This window comes from Stenotrophomonas sp. HITSZ_GD, assembly GCF_029543105.1.
Taxonomy (GTDB): Bacteria; Pseudomonadota; Gammaproteobacteria; order Xanthomonadales; family Xanthomonadaceae; genus Stenotrophomonas_A.
The window spans coordinates 21,069-41,025 of record NZ_JARQXB010000013.1 but is presented as its reverse complement, the minus strand read 5'-3'; the positions used below and the strand labels follow the sequence as shown (position 1 = coordinate 41,025).

Below are 19,957 nucleotides of genomic sequence, written 5' to 3'. Positions count from 1 at the left end.
GGGTGAGCACGGCCGGTGGCCGCGGGAAAGGGTCGATCAACCGGGCCCGATGCCGGCGGCGCGCCGCCACAGCAGGTCCACCAGCGGCGGCAGCCGCCCGGCCGCCCCCAGGGCGAGACCACGGGCCAGGGTCAGGTGCATCTGGTCGTTGGAAAACACCTGGTTGATCGCATCGAAACTGTAGGCCGCCACGGTGTTCTCGCTGCGTCGCGTGCGCGCCCAGCGCTGCAGGCGGTGCGGGGCGGCGAAATCGGCGCGGCGCTGGCGCGCGTCCAGCACCATCGCCTGCAGGGCGGCCACGTCGCGCAAGCCCAGGTTCACGCCCTGCCCCGCCAGCGGATGCACCACGTGCGCGGCATCGCCCAGGGCCAGCACGCGGCCGGCCACGTATTGGCCGACCAGTTGCCGGCGCAGCGGGAACGCCGCCCGCGGCGAGGCCAGGCGCACCTCGCCGAGCCGGCCGGCGAACGCGGTGGCCAGCTCGCGCTCGAACGCGGCCTCGTCGGTCTCCAGCAGGCGCGCGGCCTCGGCGTCGGGCAACGTCCACACGATGGAGCTGCGGCCCTCGGTGAACGGCAGGAACGCGAGCGGGCCGGTGACCAGGAAGCGTTGCCAGGCGGTGTCCTCGTGCGGGTGGCGCGTGTGCACGTAGGCGACCAGCCCGCGCTGGCCGTAATCCTGGCGCGTCACCGGCATGCCGGCGAGCGTGCGCAGGGTGGACTCGGCGCCGTCGGCGGCGATCGCCAGCGCGGCGTCCACGCGGGTGCCATCGTCCAGGCGCAGGCGCACGCCGCGTTCGTCCTGTTCCAACGCGGTCAATCGCGCCGGGCAATGCAGCTGCACGCCGGCGCCGGGCAGCGCGGCCCACAGGCGATCGACCAGCAGGTCGTTCTCGACGATCCAGCCCAGCTGCTCGCGGCCAAAGGCGTCGGCATCGAAGGCGAGTTCGCCGCCGCCGGCCGCATCCCACACGCGCATGCGCCGATACGGCTGCGCGCGCGCGGCGCGGATCTGCGGCCACACGCCGAGACGATCGAGCAGCGCGGCGTTGTCGGCCGCGAAGGCGTACACGCGCAGGTCCGGGCGGGCGGCCTGCCACTGCGGCGGCGGCCGGCCCTCGATCAACGCCACCGACAACCCGGCCTCGGCCAGCGCCAACGCGCACGCCGCGCCGACCACGCCACCGCCGGTCACCGCGACATCCATGCCCCCGCGGCGATTCACGATGCGCTCCGGCACAGCTGCGGCACTTCGCCGCGGAACCCCATTGCGCCGCCGACCAGCATCGACTGCAACGGCGTATGCCGCGCGGCGGCGAACAAGCCCAGGCTGCGCAGCGGCCGCAGCAAGGGCGAAGACTGGGCGGTGAGCCGCGCCAGTCCGCCGGAGAAACCGATGGTCTGCTCGCGATCCGGACGCCGGCGCGCGACGTAGGCGGACAGCAGATCGGCCGCGCCCGCATCCTCCCGGCCGGCCTCGATCAACTCGGCCAGGGTCAGCGCGTCGCGCAGGCCCAGGTTGAAGCCCTGCGCGCCGAGCGGATGCACGGTCTGGGCGGCGTTGCCGAGCAGCACCACGCGCTCGGCGACCAGCTGTTGCGCCAGCACCTGCACGATGGGATAGGCGCTGCGTTCGCCGCTGGACAACAGGCGGCCGGCACGCCAGCCGGCGGCATCCTGCAGGCGCGCGAGCCAGGCCGCTTCGTCCAGCGCGGCCACCGCCTCGGCCTCGTGGCGCGCAACGCCATGCACCACGCCGTAGTGGCGGTCGCCACGCGGCAGCAGGGCGGTCGGGCCGGTATCGCGCAGGCGTTCGTAGGCGGTGCCGTCCGGCGCACGCTGCGCGCGCACCCGCGCAACGAACAGCGTCTGCAGGAAATCGTGCTCGTCGGTGCCGATGTGCAGCAATTCGCGCACCGCGCTGCGGGTGCCGTCGGCGCCCACCAGCAGGCGCGCGCGCACTTCGATCTCGCCCTCGGCGGTGGCGATGCGCGCCGGCCGCAGGCCTTCGTGCACCGCACCGGTGCCGATGAAGCGCGCCGGGCGATAGCGCGTGAGCCCGGTGGCCTGGCCCAGCCGCTGCTCCAGCGCCTCGCCGAAATCGCGCGCGACCACCACCTGGCCGAAGCTGTCGCGGCCATAGTCGGCGGCCTCGAGCACCACGCGGCCGAAATCGCCTTGCCGGCTGACATGGATGCGCCGGATCGGGCCGCCCGGCTGGCGCAGCTGCGCCATCACGCCCAGCGCGGTCAGCGCGTTGACGGTGGCGGCGGCGAAGCTGAGGTTGCGCTGGTCGAACACCGCCGGCAACGTGCCCGGCGCGGTGGCTTCCACCAGGCCCACGTCCAGGCCGAGGCGGTCCAGGGCGATCGCCAGGCTGGCGCCGACCAGGCCGCCGCCGACGATCACGACGTCATGTATCTGGGTCATGCCCGCATGATAGTGCCCGCCATGGGGCCCCGGCGACCCATGCCGGTGCGGGCGGTGAGGCCTTAGAATCGCCAAGGCCCTCTTTACTCTCCTGGAAACCCCATGAACGACCGCAGCCAGCGCGCCTTCGTCCTGCTCCTGCTCGCGCTGCTCATGACCGCCACCCGCATCAACCATTTCGCACCGGTGCCGGATGCGTCGTGGGCGGTGTTCTTCCTGGGCGGCCTGTACCTGCGCGCGTGGACGCGCTGGGCGTTCCCGCTGCTGATGGCGTTGGCGGTGGTGATCGACTGGCTGGTGATCTCCGCGCAGGGGCTGGCGTTCTGGCAGCACTACTGCGTCTCGCCGGGCTACGTCGCGCTGGTGCCGGCTTACCTGGCGTTGTGGACCGGCGGCGCGTGGCTGCGCGGCCTGCCCCAGCGCACGACGTGGATGACGCTGGCGCGCGGCGCCGCGGTGCTGGTGGTCTCGGTGGCGCTGTGCCACCTGATCGCGCAGGGCGCGTTCTACTGGTCCAGCCGCAGCGTGGCCGAGCCGAGCGTCGCCGGCTGGCTGAAGAACTATAGCGACTGGTTCGCACCCTATCTGCGCACGACCTGCGCCTATGTCGCGGCCGCCTTGCTGGTCCATGCCGGCGCGCGGGCCGCCGCACGCCGCGCCGCGCCGCGCGCGGCGGCGCACTGAAGGACGCCCGCATGGGGCACCGGCTCTCGAAGATCTACACCCGCACCGGCGATGACGGCAGCACGGGCCTGGGCGATGGCTCGCGCATCGGCAAGGACGCGCCGCGGGTGGAGGCCTACGGCACGGTGGACGAGGCCAACTCGGCCATCGGCCTGCTGCTCGCCGCCCCCGGCCTGCCGGGCGATGCGGTCGCCTTGCTGACCGCGATCCAGCACCAGCTGTTCGACCTCGGCGGCGAACTCTGCATTCCCGGCCACGCGGCGATCACCGCCCAGGACGTGGCCTGGCTGGAGGAGCGCCTGGATGCCTGGAACGACACCTTGCCGCCGTTGAAGGAATTCATCCTGCCGGCCGGGGGCGAGGCCGCCGCGCGCTGCCACGTGGCCCGCACCATCGTGCGCCGCGCCGAACGCGCCGCGGTGGCGCTGTCGCGACAGGAAGCGGTGCGCGCGGAGGCCATCGGCTACCTCAACCGGCTCTCGGACCTGCTGTTCGTGCTGGCCCGCGTGCTGGCCCGCGCCGCCGGCGAAGGCGAGGTGCTGTGGCAGCCCCAGCATCGTCGCCAGGCCTGATGCGCCCGCGCCGCGGCCCCCCGACGGGCTAGAGTGGGCCATGCTGGTCTTCACCCATCCCGCCTGCCTGGGCCATGACCCCGGCCCGGACCATCCCGAATCGCCCGCCCGCCTGGAGGCGGTGGTATCGGCGCTGCGCGCGCATTTCCCCGACCTGGAATGGCGCGAGGCGCCGCAGGCCAAGCTGGGCGACCTGTGCCGGGTGCACGAGCGCGAGCTGATCGACGCGGTCCTCGAACAGCCGATCCAGGGCCACCGCATGCTCGACGTGGACACCGTGATGTCGCCCGGCTCGCCGGCGGCGGCGCTGCGCGCGGCCGGCGCGGGCATCGCGGCGGTGGACGCGGTGATGGCCGGCCAGGCCGACACGGCCTTCTGCGCGGTGCGCCCGCCCGGCCACCACGCCACCGCGCAGACCGCGATGGGCTTCTGCCTCTTCAACAACGTGGCGGTGGCCGCCGCCCATGCCCGCGACAAGCACGGGCTGGAGCGCGTGGCGATCGTCGATTTCGACGTCCACCACGGCAACGGCACCCAGGCGATCTTCGAGCGCGACCCGGCGGTGCAATACCTGAGCACCCACGAATCGGGCATCTACCCGCACTCGGGCAGCGTGTACGAGCGCGGCGTGGGCAACATCCACAACGCCCTGCTGCCGCCGGGCAGCGGCGGCTTCCGCTTCCGCAACACCTGGGCCGACCAGATGCTGCCGATGCTCGATGCGTTCCGCCCGCAGCTGCTGCTGATCTCCGCCGGCTTCGACGCGCACATGCGCGACCCGCAGGCCGACCTCATGCTGGAGGCCGAGGATTTCGGCTGGCTCACCGCCGAGCTGCGCAAGCTCGCGGTGCGCCACGCGCGCGGCCGGGTGGTGTCCATGCTGGAAGGCGGCTACGACCTGCAGGCCCTGCGCGAAAGCAGCGTGGCGCACGTCGAGGCCCTGCGCTGAGGCACCCCGCGGGCAGGCACCAACCTGACCGCCGATGAATCCGGCCGGCACCCCGGTCCCGGCCTTCATTGCCCCCATGCAGCCTATGGGGCAAGCTAGCGGCCGTTTTCCACGTCGATTCCCCCCGCGTGCGCCGAGCTCTTCGCCTGCTACCCCTGCCCTTGAGCATCGCCATCTGCCTGCCGGCGATGGCCGACGAAAAGCCATTGAACTGGGACCTGTGCCCGGCCGTGGAGCCGCTGCCGGGCTTCGATGGCGCCCCGCCGGCCGACAAGGCCGCCGCGGCCAACCGGCAACAGCTGCCCACCAACGTGGAGGGTGACCAGCTTTCCGGCACCACCACCCTGCCGGAATACCAGGGCAACGTGACGCTCAAGCGGGGCGACCAGTTCCTGCACGCGGACTCGCTGCGGATGGACACCGAGTCGGGCAACTACGTCGCCGAGGGCGACGTGCGTTACCAGGACTCCTCCTTCCGCATGATCGCCGACCGGGCCGAGGGCAACCAGGAGACCGACACCCACAAGGTCACCAACATCCGCTACCAGTTGGTGGACCGCCGCGGCAATGGCGGCGCGCAGTCGGTGGACCTGCAAGGTTCGGTCGGGCAGATGCACCACTCCACCTACACCACCTGCGACCCCTCGCAGCCGGTGTGGCGGGTGCGCGCGCCGGAGATCGACGTCGACAACGAGGAAGGCTTCGGCACCGCGCGCAACGCCGTGCTGCAGATCGGCAAGGTGCCGGTGCTGTACATGCCGTGGTTCAAGTTCCCGATCGACGACCGCCGCCAGACCGGCCTGCTGTACCCGCAGCTGGCCATTTCCGGCCGCAACGGCTTCGACTACACCCAGCCGATCTACCTCAACCTGGCGCCGAACTACGACGACACGCTCTACCCGCGCTACATGAGCAAGCGCGGCTTCATGCTGGACAACGAGTTCCGCTACCTCTACGAGGGCGGTCGCGGCGAGCTGCGCACGGCCTACCTGCCCAACGACAAGCTGCGGGACAAGGACCGCGGCCGCGTCGAGTACGTGGGCTACCACAACGTCGATGCGAACTGGCAGGCGCGCGCCAGCCTGGCCTGGGTGAGCGACGAGCGCTATACCGAGGACTTCTCCAGCCGCCTCAACGGCGTGAGCGTCTCCAACCTGCAGAGCGTGATCGGCATCTACGGCACTGGCCAGTACTGGACCGCCGGCCTGATGGCCGACTACTGGCAGCTCACCGATTACACGCTCACCGAGGCCTCGCTGCCCTACAACCGCCAGCCGCGCGCCTACTTCAACTGGGACCGGCCGTTCGGCTTGTTCGACGTGGGCATCTACAGCGAGGCGGTGCGCTTCGTCCACGACGACATCCACCCCAAGTTCGTCGATGCCGACGGCGAGTACCAGCGCACCGGCCAGGTGATCGAGCAGGCCGGCGGCTCGCGCCTGGACCTCAAGCCCTACGTGTCGATGCCCCTGGCCGGCGCGGCTTGGTATGTCACCCCGACCCTGGCCTACCGCTACACCGCCTACCAGCTGGACCGCGAGCTGGCCGAGCAGCTGCGCGCCACCGGCGGCGATGGCGACCGCAGCCCCACCCGCGGCCTGCCGATCGCCAGCCTGGACGCGGGCCTGTTCTTCGACCGCGACGTCAAGATCGGCGATACGTCCTACCTCAACACCCTCGAGCCGCGGCTGTACTACCTGTACACCCCGTACCGGGACCAGGACAACCTGCCGCTGTTCGACACCCGCGCCTTCACCTTCAGCTGGGGCCAGCTGTTCCGCGACAGCCGCTACACCGGCGCGGACCGCCAGAACGACGCCAACCAGCTGACCGTGGCGGTCACCAGCCGCCTGCTGCGCCAGTCCGACGGCCGCGAGAAGCTCTCGGTCAGCCTGGGCCAGATCCTCTACTTCGAGGATTCGCGCGTCACGCTCAACAGCAGCGAGCCGCCGGTGGAGCAAGGCAAGTCGGCCTGGGTGACCGACGTGAACTACATGATCAACGACCGCTGGACGCTGGGCGCGACCTACCAGTGGAACCCGAACTACCGCCAGGAGGACCTGGCGAGCTTCCGTACCCGCTACCTGCTGGGCAACGACGGCATCGTCAACCTGTCCTACCGCTACCGCCGCAACACCACCGACAACACCGACCAGCTCAAGCAGGCCGACTTCTCGTTCCTGTACCCGATCAACCCCACCTGGAGCGTGGTCGGCCGGTACTACTACTCGCTGCTGGACCGCAAGCCGCTGGAAATCATCGGCGGCGTGCAGTGGGACAGCTGCTGCCTGGCGGTCCGGGCGCTGGTGCGGCGCTACGTGCGCAACCGCGAGGGCGACATGAACAACGCCTTCCAGCTGGAGTTCGTGCTCAAGGGGCTGGGCTCGGCAGGCCAGGACACGGAGCGCACTTTGCGCCGTGCTATTCTCGGTTATTACCGCGACGACCTGTATCTGGTCCCGCCCAGCAACACCACGACCAATCCGGACGATTACGATCCGAACCAGATTCCATGACCAGACTCATTCCTGCTTTCCTCGCTTCGCTGCTGGTCGTGGCCAGTGCCCTTCCGTCTCCCGCCGCCGCGCAGGCCGCCTCCCAGCCGCTGGACCGCATCGCCGCCATCGTCGATGAGGACGTGATCCTGCAGAGCGAGCTGGACCGCGCCGTGGCCAACGTGCGCGCCCAGTACAACGGCCGCGAGAACCAGCTGCCGCCGGCCGACGTGCTGCAGCGCCAGGTGCTCGAGCGCCTGGTCCTGGTCAAGCTGCAGGTGTCGCGCGCCGAGGGCAGCGGCATCAAGGTCAGCGACGACGAGTTGAACCGCGCCATCGCCAGCATCGCCCAGCAGAACGGCACCACCGTCGACGGCCTGCGCCAGAAGCTGGCGGCCGATGGCCTGACCTACGGCGACTTCCGCCGTTCGGTGCGCGAGGAAATCACCGTCCAGCGCCTGCGCCAGAGCTTCGCCCAGAGCCGCATCTCGGTCAGCGAGGGCGAGGTCGACGCGGCCATGGCCCAGCAGAACAACGGCAGCAGCACCCAGTACCACCTGGCCCACATCCTGGTGGGCCTGCCGGAAGGCGCCACGGCCGAGCAGATCGCCACGGGCCAGCAGAAGATCGACGGCGTCAAGAGCCTGATCGACAAGGGCGAGCTGGATTTCTCCGCCGCCGCGGTGCGCTACTCCGACAGCCCCAACGCGCTGGAAGGCGGCGACCTGGGCTGGCGCGCGGCCGACGAGATTCCCAATGCGTTTGCCCAGCTCATCAAGGACATGCAGCCCGGCCAGGTGGTCGGCCCGCTGCGCGGCCCCAGCGGCTTCCAGCTGCTGAAGCTGGTCGAGGTGCGCAGCGGCAGTGGCAACGCCGCCCCGCAGATGGCCACCGAGTACCACGCCCGCCATATCCTGGTGCGCGTCAACGAGAACCAGAGCGATGCGGCCGCCAAGGCCAAGATCGACACCCTGCGCGCCCGCATCGAAGGCGGCGCCGACTTCCAGGCCGTGGCCAAGGAGTCCTCCGAGGACGCCAACAGCCGTGGCCAGGGCGGCGACCTGGGCTGGTTCCCGGCCGATGCCTTCGGCCCGGACTTCGGCCGCCAGGTGACCTCGCTCAATGACGGCGGCCTCTCGCAGCCCTTCCGCACCGAGGCCGGCTGGCACGTGGTGCAGCTCGTGGGTCGCCGCGAGACCGACGTGGGCAACGAGAACCAGCGCGCCCAGGTCCGCGAGACCATCGGCCGCCGCAAGCTGGAAGACGAGTACAACCGCTTCCTGCAGGAAATGCGCGGCGAAGCCTACGTGAGCTTCCGCACCGGCGACCGCGCCGACGACAACGCCAGCGCGCAGCCGACGCCCGCCGCGCCGACCCCGGCGCCCGCGCCCGGCAACTGAGCCATGACCCTTCCCGCCCTCGCGCTGGTACCGGGCGAGCCGGCGGGCATCGGGCCGGAGCTATGCGTCCGGCTCGTGCAGCAGCCGCGCACCGATTGCCGGCTGCTCGCCTTCTGCGATCCGCAGACGCTCGCCCAGGCCGCCGTGGCGCTGGGCCTGCCGTTCCGCGCGCTTCCGCCCGACGCCCTGGCCGAACGCCCCGGCGACCTGCCCGTGCAGCCCGTGCCGCTGGCGCGTGCCGCCCGGCCCGGCCAGACCGACCCGGCTAACGCCGCCGCCGTGATCGCCGCCCTGCACCAGGGCGCGGCCGCCTGCCTGGCCGGTGCGCTGGACGGCATCGTTACCGGGCCCGTCCACAAGGCGGTGATCAACGAAGGCGGCATCGCCTACACCGGCACCACCGAGCTGCTGGCCACGCAGGCCGGCACCGAGGTGGTGATGATGCTGGCCAACGACATCGTGCGCGTGGCCCTGGTGACCACCCACCTGCCGCTGCGCGCGGTGGCCGATGCGATCACCGGCCCGGCGCTGGTCCGCTGCCTGGAGATCACCTGGCAGGCCCTGCGGCGCGACTTCGGCCTGGCGGCGCCGCGCATCGCCGTGCTCGGCTTGAACCCGCACGCCGGCGAGGACGGCCATCTCGGCCGCGAAGAGCTGGACGTGATGATCCCGGCGCTGGATGCGCTGCGCGCGCGGGGCATGGACCTGATCGGCCCGCTGCCGGCCGATACCGCCTTCCTGCCGCAGAAACTGCGCGGCTTCGACGCGGTGGTAGCGATGTACCACGACCAGGGCCTGCCGGTGCTCAAGTACAGCGGTTTCGAGCAGGCGGTGAACATCACCCTGGGCCTGCCCTACCCGCGCGTGGCGGTGGACCACGGCACGGCGCTGGACCTGGCCGGCCGCGGCATCGCCAACCCTTCCAGCCTGCAGGCGGCCACCGCGCTGTGCGCGCGGCTGGGTGCCGCACGCCGGCGCGCACGCGGCGCGTGAGGCCATCGCGGCGGAATTCCGGCGCAAGGCACGCCTTACCCTCTAGAATTTCCCGATGAACCGTTCGCTTCCCCCCGCGCCGGCCACCGGCTTCGGTGCCCCGGCGAAGAAGTCGCTGGGCCAGCACTTCCTGGCCGACCGCCACTATATCGACCGCATCGTCCAGGCCGTGGACCCGAAACCGGGCCAGCGCCTGGTCGAGATCGGCCCCGGCCAGGGCGCCATCACCTTGCCGCTGCTGCGCCGCCACGGCGAGCTGACGGTGATCGAGTTCGACCGCGACCTGATCGCCCCGCTCACCGAGGCCGCCGCGCCGGTCGGCGCGCTGACCATCATCCACCGCGACGTGCTGTCGGTGGACTTCACCGAACTGGCCGCCGGCACGCCGATCCGCCTGGTCGGCAACCTGCCCTACAACATCTCCTCGCCCATCCTGTTCCATGCGCTGGACCACGCCGCGGCCATCGCGGACATGCACTTCATGCTGCAGAAGGAGGTGGTCGACCGCATGGCCGCCGCGCCGGGCAGCAAGGTGTATGGCCGGCTGAGCGTGATGCTGCAGGCCTGGTGCGAGGTGACCTCGCTGTTCGTGGTGCCGCCGGGCGCGTTCCGGCCGCCGCCGAAGGTCGACTCGGCGGTGGCACGGCTGGTGCCGCGGCCGGCGTCGCAGGTGGGCATCGACGACCGCCGGCGCTTTGCCGACGTGGTGCGCGCCGCGTTCGGGCAGCGCCGCAAGACGCTGCGCAATGCACTGAACGGCGTGTGCGACGCACGCCACTTCGAGGCCGCCGGGGTGCGCCCGGAGGCGCGCGCCGAGCAGCTGGAAGTGGCCGATTTCATCCGCCTGGCCAACGTGGTGGTGGATTGACGTGACGCAGATGCGCTTTGCATACACTGGGCCCATGTCCACCCAGCCGCGCTACCAGGTTCAGGTCGAGGTGAGGCCGCGTTTCGTCGACGATCCGAGCGCGGCCGAGCGCGGGCGCTACGCGTTCGCCTACGACATCCGCATCCTCAACACCGGCGACATCGGCGCGCGGCTGCTCAAGCGGCATTGGGAAATCGACCACGGCAACGGGCGCATCGAGCACGTGCATGGCGAAGGCGTGGTGGGCGAACAGCCGTGGCTGCGGCCGGGCGAGGATTTCCGCTACACCTCGGCCGTGCTGATCGATACCGAGGACGGCCGGATGCAAGGCCACTACGAGCTGGTGGCCGACGATGGCACCCCCTTCACCGCGCCGATCGCCGCCTTCGTGCTGGCGACGCCCCGGACGCTGCACTGAGGGGCCGGGCATGAGCGTATGGGCGATCGGCGACCTGCAGGGCTGCTACGACGTGACCCAGCGGTTGCTGGAGAAGATCCGCTTCGACCCGGCGGTGGACCGGCTGTGGTTCTGCGGCGACCTGGTCAACCGCGGCGGTCAGTCGCTGGAGACGCTGCGCCTGGTGCATTCGCTGCGCGAGCAGAGCGTGGTGGTACTGGGCAACCATGATCTGTCGTTGCTGGCGGTGGGTGCGCGCAGCGAGGAGGAGCAGCGCAAGGTCAACCCGGACCTGCTGCGGGTGGTGCAGGCCGAGGACCGCGACGTGCTGCTGGACTGGCTGCGCATGCAGAAGCTGTTGCACACGGACCGCGAGCTGGGCTGGTTGATGGTGCACGCGGGCCTGGCGCCGAAGTGGACGACACAGCTGGCCGAGAAGCATGCGCGCGAGGTCGAGCAGCAGTTGCAAGGCGGTGCATACCGCAAGCTGCTGCGCAACATGTACGGCGACCGGCCGAGCTGGTCGCCGGGCTTGAGCGGCCACGACCGCAGCCGGGCGATCATCAACCTGCTGACGCGCATGCGGTATTGCACGCCGCGCGGGCGCATCGCCAACGAAGAGAAAGGCACGCCGGGGACGCAGGCGCAGGGGCTGTACCCGTGGTTCGAAGTGCCGGGCCGGGTGGAGCGCGACCTGAAGGTGGTGTGCGGCCATTGGTCCACGCTGGGGCTGACCATCACCCAGGGCGTGCATGCGATCGATACGGGTGCGGTGTGGGGCGGGAAGCTGACCGCGCTGCAGCTGGATACCGAGGAGCTGCGGGTGGTGCAGGTGCCGGGGCGCGAGGTGGAAGGGCCGCCGCCGATTCCGCGCGCGCCGCGGCCGCCGCGCGAGGGGCAACGGCAGAATCCGCATCGACGCGGTGGGCGGCCGTCAGGCCAAGGCGGGCAGAAACCGCAGGCTGCGGGGTCTTCCGAGCCGGGTGCTGAGCAGGAGTGAGGCTCGCTGTTTGCGGGGGTATCGGTAATGCCCCTTCGCTCCATGCTTGCCGCGCGGCGACCGGGGCGCAGGCCTGATCGGGACACGCCGTGAATCCATCCATGGAGGCTCGTAGGCGACATCCATGTCGCCTACGGTCCCGATCAGGCCTGCGCCCCGGTCACCCGATGGGTCAACGCGGCTGGTCGAACGGCCAACGCGCGCTGTTCTGCCCTGCGTTCGGGTCAGGTGCCCTTGCGCTGGTATTCGACGAAGTCGAATGCGAAGGCGTGGCGGTCGTCCGCTGGATGCGGTGTGCGCTGCACTTCATGCCACTGGCGCCTGTCCCATTCGGGGAACCAAGCGTCCGCGCGCTCGATCTCGGTGTCCACTTCGGTGAGTTGCAGCACGTCGGCCAGGGGCAGCCATTCGCGGTAGATCTCACCGCCTCCGATGATGCACAGCTCGCCCGCTTCGAGTTCGGCGGTCACGGCCAGCGCCTGTTCGATGGTGGCGACCGGGCGCATGCCGTCGAACGGGGCGCTGCCCTTTCGCGTCATCACCAGGTTCGCGCGGCCCGGGAGCGGGCGGCCCAGCGATTCGGCGGTGCGCCGGCCCATCAGCACGGGCTTGCCGAGGGTAAGGGCCTTGAAGTGCTTCAGGTCGTCCGGCAGGTGCCAGGCCAGGGCGTTGTCGCGGCCGATGGCGTGGCGGCGGTCGAGTGCGGCCACCAGGCTGATGCGCGGTCCGGCGGTCGCCATGTCAGACCGCCACCGGCGCCTTGATCGCCGGGTGCGGGTCGTAGTCCTCGATGGCGATGTCCTCGTAGCGGAAACCGAACAGATCCGTCACTTCCGGGTTGAGACGCAACTTCGGCAGCGGGCGCGGGCTGCGCGTGAGCTGCTCGCGCGCCTGTTCGTAGTGGTTCGAATACAGGTGGGCATCGCCCAGCGTGTGCACGAAATCGCCCACGCCCAGTCCAGTAGCCTGCGCGACCATGTGGGTCAGCAGGGCGTAGCTGGCGATGTTGAACGGCACGCCGAGGAAAATGTCGCCGCTGCGCTGGTAGAGCTGGCAGCTGAGCTTGCCGTCCACGACATAGAACTGGAACAGGCTGTGGCACGGCATCAGCGCCATCTGCGGCAGCTCGGCCACGTTCCAGGCGCTGATCACCAGCCGGCGCGAGTCCGGGTTGCGCTTGATCTCCTCCACCAACCATTGCATCTGGTCGATGTGGCCGCCCTTCCCGTCCGGCCAGCGGCGCCATTGCTTGCCATACACCGGGCCGAGCTCGCCGTGCTCGTCGGCCCACTCGTCCCAAATGCTGACCTTGTGCTCCTTCAGGTAGGCGACGTTGGTGTCGCCCTGCAGGAACCACAGCAGCTCGTGGATGATCGAGCGCAGGTGCAGCTTCTTGGTGGTGACCAGCGGGAAGCCTTCGTTGAGGTCGAAGCGCATCTGCCAGCCAAACACGCTGCGCGTGCCCGTGCCGGTACGGTCGGCTTTCTCCGCGCCGTGCTCCAGCACGTGCCGCAATAGGTCCAGGTACTGCCTCATGCGGTCTTCTCCGTGGCCACTACTGGGGCCGGCTGCAGCACCGGGGCGCGGCGCGATAGCCACAGCAGCCACAGGCCTAGCGCGATCAACGGCAGGCTGAGGATCTGGCCGCGGGTCAGCCAGCCGAAGGCGACGTACAGGCCGTTGTCGGGCATGCGCACGAACTCGATCAGGAAACGGAACACGCCGTACAGCAGCGCGAACAGGCCCGACACCGCATAGCGCGCGCGCGGCTTGGCCGAGTACAGCCACAGCACGGCGAACATCACCACGCCTTCCAGGAACGCTTCGTACAGCTGCGAGGGGTGGCGCGCGAGCGCGTTGAGCGCGCCGCTGGCGTACTGGGCCTGCACCTGCTCCCACGGCAGGTTCTGCAGCGCGGCCTCGGCGCGCGGGAAGATGACGCCCCAGTCGCTGCCGGTGTACTTGCCCCACAATTCGCCGCCGATGTAGTTGCCCAGCCGGCCAAAGCCCAGGCCGAGCGGCACCAGCGGGGCGATGAAGTCCATGACGTCGAAGAAGTGCAGCCGCTGGCGGCGCACCCACCACAAGCTGCCGGCCAGCACGCCGAGCAGGCCGCCGTGGAAGCTCATGCCGCCTTCCCACACCTTGAACAGCAGCAGCGGGTTGGCGATGAAATCGCCGAAGGCGTAGAACAGCATGTAGCCCACGCGCCCGCCGATCACCACGCCGAGCATCGCGTAAAACAGCAGGTCGGAAAAGCCGTTCATGTCCACGCCGGGCAGGCGGCCGGCGCGGATGCGCACCCGGCCCAGCGACCAGGCAGTGAAGAAGGCCAGCAGGTACATCAACCCATACCAGTGCACCTGCACCGGGCCGAGCGAGAAGGCGATGGGGTCGATGTGGTGGAGATAGATCACGGTGCGGCCCGTCTGGAACGAGCCGCTATTCTGCCACCGCCCGGGTCTAGCCGAGGACCTGCGGGCGGTTCGGCAGTTCGTCGGTGTTGGGCTGCCCCGCCACGGCCGGGTAATGCGCGGCGATCAGCGCCGACACCGCCTCGATGGCACCGATCACCGCGCGCTCGGGCTCGCCGGCCTGCAGCAGCGCCTGCATGCGCCGGCACACTTCCTGCCACTGCGCGGGGGAAACCCGCTCATGCAGGCCGCGATCGGCGACGACCTCGATGGCATGGTCGGCCAGCAGCAGGTACACCAGCACGCCGTTGTTGGCGTGGGTATCCCAGGTGCGCAGCTGGGCGAAGGCCGCCTCGGCACGCTGGCGCGCCGTCACGCCCGCCCACAGGGCCCCCAGGCCCAGGTCGGCCTCGACGGCGAACATCACCTGCCCGGCGTGCCGGGTCTCGCCCTCGGCGATCGCGCGGGTGATGGCGTCCAGCGACGCCGGCGGAAACAACCGGCGTGCCGAGGGGGCGAACAGATGGCGGAGCCAGCGCATCACCAGCTCCCCGAGGCGCCACCGCCTCCGGAAGAACCGCCGCCACCGCCCCAGCCGCCACCACCGAAACCACCGCCGCCACCAAAGCCACCGCCTCCCCCGAAGCCCCCGCCGCCGAAGCCGCCGCCGCCCCAGCCACCCCACCCGCCCTGGCGCACGAAGCGCCCCGGGGTGCCGGAGCTGAGGCCGAGCAGCAGGCCGATCAGGCCGGCCAGGCCGCTGGCGAAGAACAGCGAAGTGAGCAGCAGCGCGGCGCCGCCGGCAGCCACGCCGGTCAGCACGGCACGGATGGGCCGCGGCGCGGCGGCGAACACGCCCCGCGCGATGCTGGCGGCGACGAAACCCACCACCAGCGCCACCAGCCAGCCACCGCCGGAACGTTGGCCATGGCCGGCGGGGTTGTCGGCCACGGGCTCGGGCAGCGGTTCGCCGTCGATCAGCTTGACCAACATGCCGCTGGCTTCGCTGATGCCGCCAGCGTAATCGCCCGCCCGAAAGCGCGGCACCATGTACTCCTGGATGATGCGGTTGGCGATCGCGTCGGGAATGGCGCCTTCCAGGCCGTAACCGGGCTGGATGCGCACGCGGCGGTCGTCCTTGGCGACCACCAGCAGCACACCGTCGTCTACGCCCTTGCGCCCCAGCTTCCACTGGTCATACACCCGCTGGGTGTAGGGCGCGATGTCCTCCGGCTGCGTGGTCGGCACGATCAGCACCTGCAACTGGCTGCCCTTGCGTTGCTGCAGGGCCAGGGCCTGCTGCACCAGCTGGTCGCGCTGGGCGGCATCGAGCGTGCCGGTGGTGTCCACCACCGGCGAGTCGAGCGGCGGGATCGCCGCCAGGTCCTGCGCCCACGCGGGCAGCGCGGCCAGCGCCAGCCAGCCGGCCACCAGCACACCGCGCCACGCCCGCGCGATCATCCGCATCGGCGTCGGCTCACTGGCCCGGCTGCGGCGGCGGCGGGTTCTGCTGCGGCTGCGGCTGCGGCTGCGGCTGCGCGGGCGTGTTCGCCGGCGCGGTGCCGAAATCCACCGACGGCGGGCGCGCGATCTGCGCTTCGTTCTCCACCGTGAAGTTCGGCTTTTGCTTGTAGCCGAAGATCTTGGCGGTGATCACCTGCGGGAACGAACGGATGAAGGTGTTGTAGTCCTGCACCATCTGGATGTAGCGGCCGCGCGCCACGGTGATGCGGTTCTCGGTGCCTTCCAACTGCGCCTGCAGGTCGCGGAAATTCTGGTTGGACTGCAGCTGCGGGTACGCCTCGCTCACCACCATCAGGCGGCTCAGCGCGCTGCCCAGCTCGCCCTGCGCCTGCTGGAACTGCTTGAGCGAATTCGGGTCGTCGGCGTTGACCTGGATCTGGCCCACGCGCGAGCGCGCGTTGGTCACCTCGGTCAGCACGCGCTCTTCCTGCTGCGCGTACCCCTTCACCGTATTGACCAGGTTGGGGATGAGGTCGGCACGGCGCTGGTACTGGTTCAGCACCTCCGACCAGCCCGCCTTGACCTGCTCGTCCTTCTGCTGGATGGCGTTGTAGCCACAGCCGGACAACGTCGCGGCAAGTACGATCAGCAACAGGGAACGCAACAGCGACATGGCACGACTCCGGCCGGATAGGTGGGAGGCCAGCTTGCCACGGCCGGGGTTAAAGCGCATTCACCGTCCGGCACGGGGTGGCCGTGCCGGACCGGCGCTCACCACTTGCCGGCGCCGGGCACCTCGTGGGCGGCGGCGCGGCGGCGCATCAGCAGGTTCAGCCACTCCACCAGCACCGAGAAACCCATCGCGGCGTAGATGTAGGGCTTGGGCACGTGCACGTCCAGGCCGTCCAGGACCAGCACCACGCCGATCATCAGGATGAAGGCCAGCGCCAGCATCTTCACCGTCGGGTTGGCGTCGATGAAACGGCCCAGCGGGTTGGCGGCCAGCAGCATCAGCGCCACGGCCACCAGGATCGCGGCGATCATCACCGGGATGTGCTGGGCCATGCCGACGGCGGTGATCACCGAATCCAGCGAGAACACGATGTCGATCACCGCGATCTGGGCGATCACCATCCAGAACACGCCCGACGCCTTGTGGGTGGTGGGATCGTGGTCCTCGCCGCCGGAGATCAGCTCGCGGATTTCCATCACGCCCTTCACCAGCAGGAACACGCCGCCGAGGATCAGCACCAGGTCGCGCACCGAGATGCCCATGCCGCCCACCACGAACAGCTCGCTCTGCATGCGCGCCAGGAACGCCAGCGACACCAGCAGCGCGATGCGGGTCAGGCAGGCCACCGCGATGCCGAAGCGGCGCGCGGCCGGCCGCTGCGCTTCGGGCAGCTTGCTCACCGCGATGGAGATGAACACCAGGTTGTCGATGCCCAGCACGATCTCCAGCGCGCTCAGCGTGAAGAGGGTGATCCAGGTATTGGGATCGGCAAGGAATTCAAACGACATGGGAAGCCCTGGGGAAACGGAAGGGAATCAGAACAGGCGCGGGCCGAGGATCAGGCCCCAGCACACCAGCACGTTGAGCATCAGCACGAACACCGCCGCCGAGCCCATGTCCTTGGCGCGCCCAGCCAGCTCGTGGTGCTCGGCGCCGTAGCGCTCGATCACCGCCTCGATCGCCGAGTTGGCCAGTTCCATCGCCAGCACCAGCAGCAGCGAGCCGATCATCAGCGCGCGCTCGATGGCGCCCTGCCCGAGCCACAGCGCCAGCGGCACCAGCACCACCGACAGGTAGACCTCCAGCCGGAACGAGGACTCGTGCAGCCACGCCGCGCGCAGGCCCTGCATGGACCACACCGCGGCCTTGAAGATGCGCGCCGGCCCGCGCGGCAGATGCCCGGAGGTGTCTGCCATCTCAGCGCTGCCCGCGCACGCGGCGCGACCGGGGATACACCAGGCAAATGCCCATGGAAGCCAGAAGGAACAAGGGAAAGTATGGATTTTGCCATAAGCGCCGGGGCCGGCTGGTGGGAAAAACGTCGGCTGGGCCGTCACGGCCCATCGGGTTAAGGTGTCGGCTCACTGAAATTCGAGGACATTCCGTGACCGCACGCTTGCTGCGCACCTGTGCGCTGTTGCTCCTTCTGGCCGCCCCGCTGGTCCAGGCCCGCGCCCCCGCGCCCGCCCCGCGCATTCCCGAGCAGGTCTCCAACCCGGACTGGGAAGGCGACATCGCCCGCTTCCAGGCGCTGGACGCGCAGCAGCCGCCGCCGAAGGGCGCGGTGCTGTTCGTGGGCAGCTCGTCGATCCGTTTCTGGGATTCGCTGGCCACAGACTTCCCCGGCCAGCCGGTGATCAACCGCGGCTTCGGCGGTTCGGAGGTGCGCGACAGCACTTGGTATGCCGACCGCATCGTCATTCCCTACGCGCCGCGCCTGGTGGTGTTCTACGCCGGCGACAACGACCTCAACGCCGGGCGCACGCCGCAGCAGGTGCGCGACGACTTCCTCGCCTTCGTCGCCCGCGTGCGCCGCGACCTGCCCAAGACCCGCATCGCCTACATCTCGATCAAGCCCAGCCCGTCGCGCGCGCAGCTGATGCCGCAGATCGCCGAGGCCAACCGCTTGATCCGCCAGGCCAGCCAGCGCTTGAAGGACGTGGACTTCCTGGACATCTACACGCCGATGCTCGGGGCCGATGGCCAGCCGCGCCCAGAGCTGTTCCGCGAGGACATGCTGCACATGAAGCCGGCCGGCTATGCCATCTGGCGCGAGGTGGTCGCGCCGGAACTGGCCCGCTGAACCCCGCGGCGGCGCGCGCACCGCGCCGCCGAGGTCAGATGAAGATCACCGAGACTGTGGTCCCCACTCCGGGCTCGGTGACCAGTTCAGTGCGCCAGCCGAAGCGGTCGCACAGCCGGCGCACGATCGACAGGCCCAGGCCGGTGCCCTGCGGGCGGGTCGGGTCGGCGCGGTAGAAAGGCTCGAACGCGCGCGCGGCCGCCTCGGCACTCATGCCGATGCCGGTGTCGCGCACGGTAATGCGGTCGCCGCCGATCTCCACCTCCACGCTGCCCTGGTCGGTATAGGCGCAGGCGTTGCGCAGCAGGTTGCTGAGCACCACGCGCAGCACGCGCGGCGGGGCGTACAACTGCAGGTCGGCGGTGCGGGTGATGTGCAGCGCCACCGGCCGCGCGCCCACCAACTCGCGCGCGCTCTGCACCTCTTCCTCCACCAGTTCGAAGGCATCGAACGCTTCGCTCTGCGGCTCGATCTCCGCCTCGCGGGCGAGGATCAGAAACGCATCGATCACCGCTTCCATGTCGCGCCCGGCGCGCTGGATGCGCCGCAAGCTGCGTTCCAGCCGGGGCGGCAGGTCCGGATCGGCGGAGGCCATGTCGCTGGCCACGCGGATCACCGTCAACGGCGTGCGCAACTCATGGCTGGCATCGCGGGTGAAATTGCGTTCGCGGGCGACATGGTCGCGCACGCGCACGCCCAACGAGTGCAACGCGGAGGCCAGCTGGCGGGTTTCGCCTTGCAGGTCCGGCGGCAGGCGCGCCGGCGCCAGCTCCTCGACGTCCGGGTTGCGCGGATCCCAGCGCGCCACGCGCCGGGCCAGCCAGTTGATCGGCGACACCAGCCGCTTGGAGGATCGGTAGGTGAGCCAGGAGACCGCGTAGATCGCCAGCAGCACCAGCAACACCGGCACGATGCCGAACCAGAACGCCATGCGCTCGGCCTGCGAGCGCATGAACACCAGGTACAGGCGGCCGCCTTCGCGCTGGTCCACCAGCACGAGCTCGTTGTCCTCGGCCAACTCGTGGTAGCCCGGCGCCAGCGGGCGCAGGTTCTGCGGCAGCGACAGGCTCGAACGTCCCGCGGGCACCAGGTAGCCGCGGATGTTGGCGGTGTTGGGCGGTGGCTGCGCGGCCGAGGCCTCGTACAGCTGCCAGTAGTGTCCGGCTTCATCCTGCAGCACCGAGCGCACCAGCCCGTGCTTGATCACCAGCGAGACCAGGTAGCCGCCCATCACGATGGCGAGGCTGGCGAGTACGGTCTGCAAGATGAAAGCGAGCCGGATTTTTCGCGGTAGGCCGTGCGGCATTGCGGCTTCCTGGGTGCGCGGCGGATATGGCTACCGCACGCGTGATCCCGTTGTCAGCCGCGCGTGCATGCGGGAAACACGCATGCGGCGACCCTCGGTGGAAAGAACTCGCGCATCCGGCGCGGGTGCGCCGGATGCGCTGTCGCCGGCCACCTCGCGGCGGCCGGCGA

General features: G+C 70.3%; 21 protein-coding genes. 10 read left to right on the top strand and 11 right to left on the bottom strand.

Going from position 1 to position 19,957, the window contains the following annotated elements:
- Positions 1-36: 36 nt before the first annotated feature.
- Both P6166_RS13340 and ubiH read right to left on the bottom strand, forming a co-directional pair.
- On the bottom strand, positions 37-1,224 hold the full coding sequence (locus P6166_RS13340) for a UbiH/UbiF family hydroxylase (RefSeq protein ID WP_277764947.1): 1,188 nt from the start codon (positions 1,222-1,224) through the stop codon (positions 37-39).
- Positions 1,221-2,429, bottom strand: coding sequence for a 2-octaprenyl-6-methoxyphenyl hydroxylase (gene ubiH, locus P6166_RS13335; protein ID WP_277764946.1), 1,209 nt, complete (start codon positions 2,427-2,429; stop codon positions 1,221-1,223). The genes P6166_RS13340 and ubiH overlap by 4 nt, the downstream gene beginning before the upstream one ends.
- Before the next feature lie 102 nt (positions 2,430-2,531).
- Here ubiH and P6166_RS13330 point away from each other — a divergent pair, with 102 nt between their 5' ends.
- From P6166_RS13330 to P6166_RS13290, 9 genes are all read left to right on the top strand, one after another.
- A complete protein-coding gene (locus P6166_RS13330) occupies positions 2,532-3,113 on the top strand; it encodes a hypothetical protein (RefSeq protein WP_277764945.1) in 582 nt (193 codons plus the stop codon).
- Between the two features lie 11 nt (positions 3,114-3,124).
- On the top strand, positions 3,125-3,685 hold the full coding sequence (locus tag P6166_RS13325; RefSeq protein WP_277764944.1) for a cob(I)yrinic acid a,c-diamide adenosyltransferase: 561 nt from the start codon (positions 3,125-3,127) through the stop codon (positions 3,683-3,685).
- 40 nt (positions 3,686-3,725) lie between these two features.
- Positions 3,726-4,634 (top strand): histone deacetylase family protein, encoded by a 909-nt coding sequence (locus P6166_RS13320; RefSeq protein WP_277764943.1) that lies wholly within the window; start codon positions 3,726-3,728, stop codon positions 4,632-4,634.
- A gap of 128 nt (positions 4,635-4,762) precedes the next feature.
- On the top strand, positions 4,763-7,150 hold the full coding sequence (gene lptD, locus P6166_RS13315; protein ID WP_277764942.1) for an LPS-assembly protein LptD: 2,388 nt from the start codon (positions 4,763-4,765) through the stop codon (positions 7,148-7,150).
- Positions 7,147-8,529 (top strand): peptidylprolyl isomerase, encoded by a 1,383-nt coding sequence (locus tag P6166_RS13310; RefSeq protein WP_277764941.1) that lies wholly within the window; start codon positions 7,147-7,149, stop codon positions 8,527-8,529. The genes lptD and P6166_RS13310 overlap by 4 nt, the downstream gene beginning before the upstream one ends.
- A gap of 3 nt (positions 8,530-8,532) precedes the next feature.
- Positions 8,533-9,522, top strand: coding sequence for a 4-hydroxythreonine-4-phosphate dehydrogenase PdxA (gene pdxA / locus P6166_RS13305; RefSeq protein WP_277764940.1), 990 nt, complete (start codon positions 8,533-8,535; stop codon positions 9,520-9,522).
- A 55-nt stretch (positions 9,523-9,577) separates the two neighbouring features.
- Positions 9,578-10,390 carry a 16S rRNA (adenine(1518)-N(6)/adenine(1519)-N(6))-dimethyltransferase RsmA gene (rsmA, locus tag P6166_RS13300; protein ID WP_277764939.1) on the top strand — a complete coding sequence of 271 codons (813 nt, stop codon included), beginning with the start codon at positions 9,578-9,580 and terminating at the stop codon, positions 10,388-10,390.
- A 34-nt stretch (positions 10,391-10,424) separates the two neighbouring features.
- Positions 10,425-10,808, top strand: coding sequence for a Co2+/Mg2+ efflux protein ApaG (gene apaG / locus P6166_RS13295; RefSeq protein ID WP_277764938.1), 384 nt, complete (start codon positions 10,425-10,427; stop codon positions 10,806-10,808).
- A gap of 10 nt (positions 10,809-10,818) precedes the next feature.
- On the top strand, positions 10,819-11,787 hold the full coding sequence (locus tag P6166_RS13290) for a symmetrical bis(5'-nucleosyl)-tetraphosphatase (RefSeq protein WP_277764937.1): 969 nt from the start codon (positions 10,819-10,821) through the stop codon (positions 11,785-11,787).
- A gap of 224 nt (positions 11,788-12,011) precedes the next feature.
- Here the strand turns inward: P6166_RS13290 and P6166_RS13285 are convergent, their stop codons facing one another.
- The 8 genes from P6166_RS13285 to P6166_RS13250 all read right to left on the bottom strand — a co-directional run bounded on the left by P6166_RS13285 (position 12,012) and on the right by P6166_RS13250 (position 17,594).
- Positions 12,012-12,527 (bottom strand): dihydrofolate reductase, encoded by a 516-nt coding sequence (locus tag P6166_RS13285; RefSeq protein ID WP_277764936.1) that lies wholly within the window; start codon positions 12,525-12,527, stop codon positions 12,012-12,014.
- 1 nt (position 12,528) lies between these two features.
- Positions 12,529-13,323, bottom strand: coding sequence for a thymidylate synthase (locus P6166_RS13280; protein ID WP_277764935.1), 795 nt, complete (start codon positions 13,321-13,323; stop codon positions 12,529-12,531).
- Positions 13,320-14,204, bottom strand: coding sequence for a prolipoprotein diacylglyceryl transferase (lgt, locus tag P6166_RS13275; protein ID WP_277764934.1), 885 nt, complete (start codon positions 14,202-14,204; stop codon positions 13,320-13,322). Before lgt ends, P6166_RS13280 begins: the two co-directional genes overlap by 4 nt.
- Before the next feature lie 46 nt (positions 14,205-14,250).
- Positions 14,251-14,742 carry a TPM domain-containing protein gene (locus tag P6166_RS13270; RefSeq protein ID WP_277764933.1) on the bottom strand — a complete coding sequence of 164 codons (492 nt, stop codon included), beginning with the start codon at positions 14,740-14,742 and terminating at the stop codon, positions 14,251-14,253.
- Positions 14,742-15,662: a TPM domain-containing protein gene (locus P6166_RS13265; protein WP_277765000.1), complete on the bottom strand. Its 921-nt coding sequence runs from the start codon at positions 15,660-15,662 to the stop codon at positions 14,742-14,744. Before P6166_RS13265 ends, P6166_RS13270 begins: the two co-directional genes overlap by 1 nt.
- Before the next feature lie 16 nt (positions 15,663-15,678).
- Positions 15,679-16,338 carry a LemA family protein gene (locus tag P6166_RS13260; RefSeq protein ID WP_277764932.1) on the bottom strand — a complete coding sequence of 220 codons (660 nt, stop codon included), beginning with the start codon at positions 16,336-16,338 and terminating at the stop codon, positions 15,679-15,681.
- 98 nt (positions 16,339-16,436) lie between these two features.
- Positions 16,437-17,186, bottom strand: a complete 750-nt coding sequence (locus P6166_RS13255) for a TerC family protein (RefSeq protein ID WP_277764931.1) — start codon at positions 17,184-17,186, stop codon at positions 16,437-16,439.
- Between the two features lie 27 nt (positions 17,187-17,213).
- Entirely contained in the window at positions 17,214-17,594 is a 381-nt protein-coding gene (locus tag P6166_RS13250) for a diacylglycerol kinase (RefSeq protein ID WP_277764930.1), read from the bottom strand.
- 188 nt (positions 17,595-17,782) lie between these two features.
- Between P6166_RS13250 and P6166_RS13245 the strand changes: the two genes are divergently transcribed.
- On the top strand, positions 17,783-18,481 hold the full coding sequence (locus tag P6166_RS13245) for an SGNH/GDSL hydrolase family protein (RefSeq protein ID WP_277764929.1): 699 nt from the start codon (positions 17,783-17,785) through the stop codon (positions 18,479-18,481).
- A gap of 34 nt (positions 18,482-18,515) precedes the next feature.
- Here the strand turns inward: P6166_RS13245 and P6166_RS13240 are convergent, their stop codons facing one another.
- The gene (locus P6166_RS13240; protein ID WP_277764928.1) at positions 18,516-19,787 is read right to left on the bottom strand and encodes a HAMP domain-containing sensor histidine kinase; all 1,272 of its coding nucleotides are present in this window, start codon (positions 19,785-19,787) and stop codon (positions 18,516-18,518) included.
- Between the last annotated feature and the right edge of the window lie 170 nt (positions 19,788-19,957).

What these genes read in the sequence shown, in the direction of transcription:
- ubiH (WP_277764946.1), bottom strand. Translation starts at nt 2,429, where the DNA reads ATGACCCAGATACATGACGTCGTGATCGTCGGCGGCGGCCTGGTCGGC.
- P6166_RS13330 (WP_277764945.1), top strand. Translation starts at nt 2,532, where the DNA reads ATGAACGACCGCAGCCAGCGCGCCTTCGTCCTGCTCCTGCTCGCGCTG.
- P6166_RS13325 (WP_277764944.1), top strand. Translation starts at nt 3,125, where the DNA reads ATGGGGCACCGGCTCTCGAAGATCTACACCCGCACCGGCGATGACGGC.
- P6166_RS13320 (WP_277764943.1), top strand. Translation starts at nt 3,726, where the DNA reads ATGCTGGTCTTCACCCATCCCGCCTGCCTGGGCCATGACCCCGGCCCG.
- P6166_RS13310 (WP_277764941.1), top strand. Translation starts at nt 7,147, where the DNA reads ATGACCAGACTCATTCCTGCTTTCCTCGCTTCGCTGCTGGTCGTGGCC.
- pdxA (WP_277764940.1), top strand. Translation starts at nt 8,533, where the DNA reads ATGACCCTTCCCGCCCTCGCGCTGGTACCGGGCGAGCCGGCGGGCATC.
- rsmA (WP_277764939.1), top strand. Translation starts at nt 9,578, where the DNA reads ATGAACCGTTCGCTTCCCCCCGCGCCGGCCACCGGCTTCGGTGCCCCG.
- apaG (WP_277764938.1), top strand. Translation starts at nt 10,425, where the DNA reads ATGTCCACCCAGCCGCGCTACCAGGTTCAGGTCGAGGTGAGGCCGCGT.
- P6166_RS13290 (WP_277764937.1), top strand. Translation starts at nt 10,819, where the DNA reads ATGAGCGTATGGGCGATCGGCGACCTGCAGGGCTGCTACGACGTGACC.
- P6166_RS13285 (WP_277764936.1), bottom strand. Translation starts at nt 12,527, where the DNA reads ATGGCGACCGCCGGACCGCGCATCAGCCTGGTGGCCGCACTCGACCGC.
- P6166_RS13280 (WP_277764935.1), bottom strand. Translation starts at nt 13,323, where the DNA reads ATGAGGCAGTACCTGGACCTATTGCGGCACGTGCTGGAGCACGGCGCG.
- P6166_RS13270 (WP_277764933.1), bottom strand. Translation starts at nt 14,742, where the DNA reads ATGCGCTGGCTCCGCCATCTGTTCGCCCCCTCGGCACGCCGGTTGTTT.
- P6166_RS13265 (WP_277765000.1), bottom strand. Translation starts at nt 15,662, where the DNA reads ATGATCGCGCGGGCGTGGCGCGGTGTGCTGGTGGCCGGCTGGCTGGCG.
- P6166_RS13260 (WP_277764932.1), bottom strand. Translation starts at nt 16,338, where the DNA reads ATGTCGCTGTTGCGTTCCCTGTTGCTGATCGTACTTGCCGCGACGTTG.
- P6166_RS13255 (WP_277764931.1), bottom strand. Translation starts at nt 17,186, where the DNA reads ATGTCGTTTGAATTCCTTGCCGATCCCAATACCTGGATCACCCTCTTC.
- P6166_RS13250 (WP_277764930.1), bottom strand. Translation starts at nt 17,594, where the DNA reads ATGGCAGACACCTCCGGGCATCTGCCGCGCGGGCCGGCGCGCATCTTC.
- P6166_RS13240 (WP_277764928.1), bottom strand. Translation starts at nt 19,787, where the DNA reads ATGCCGCACGGCCTACCGCGAAAAATCCGGCTCGCTTTCATCTTGCAG.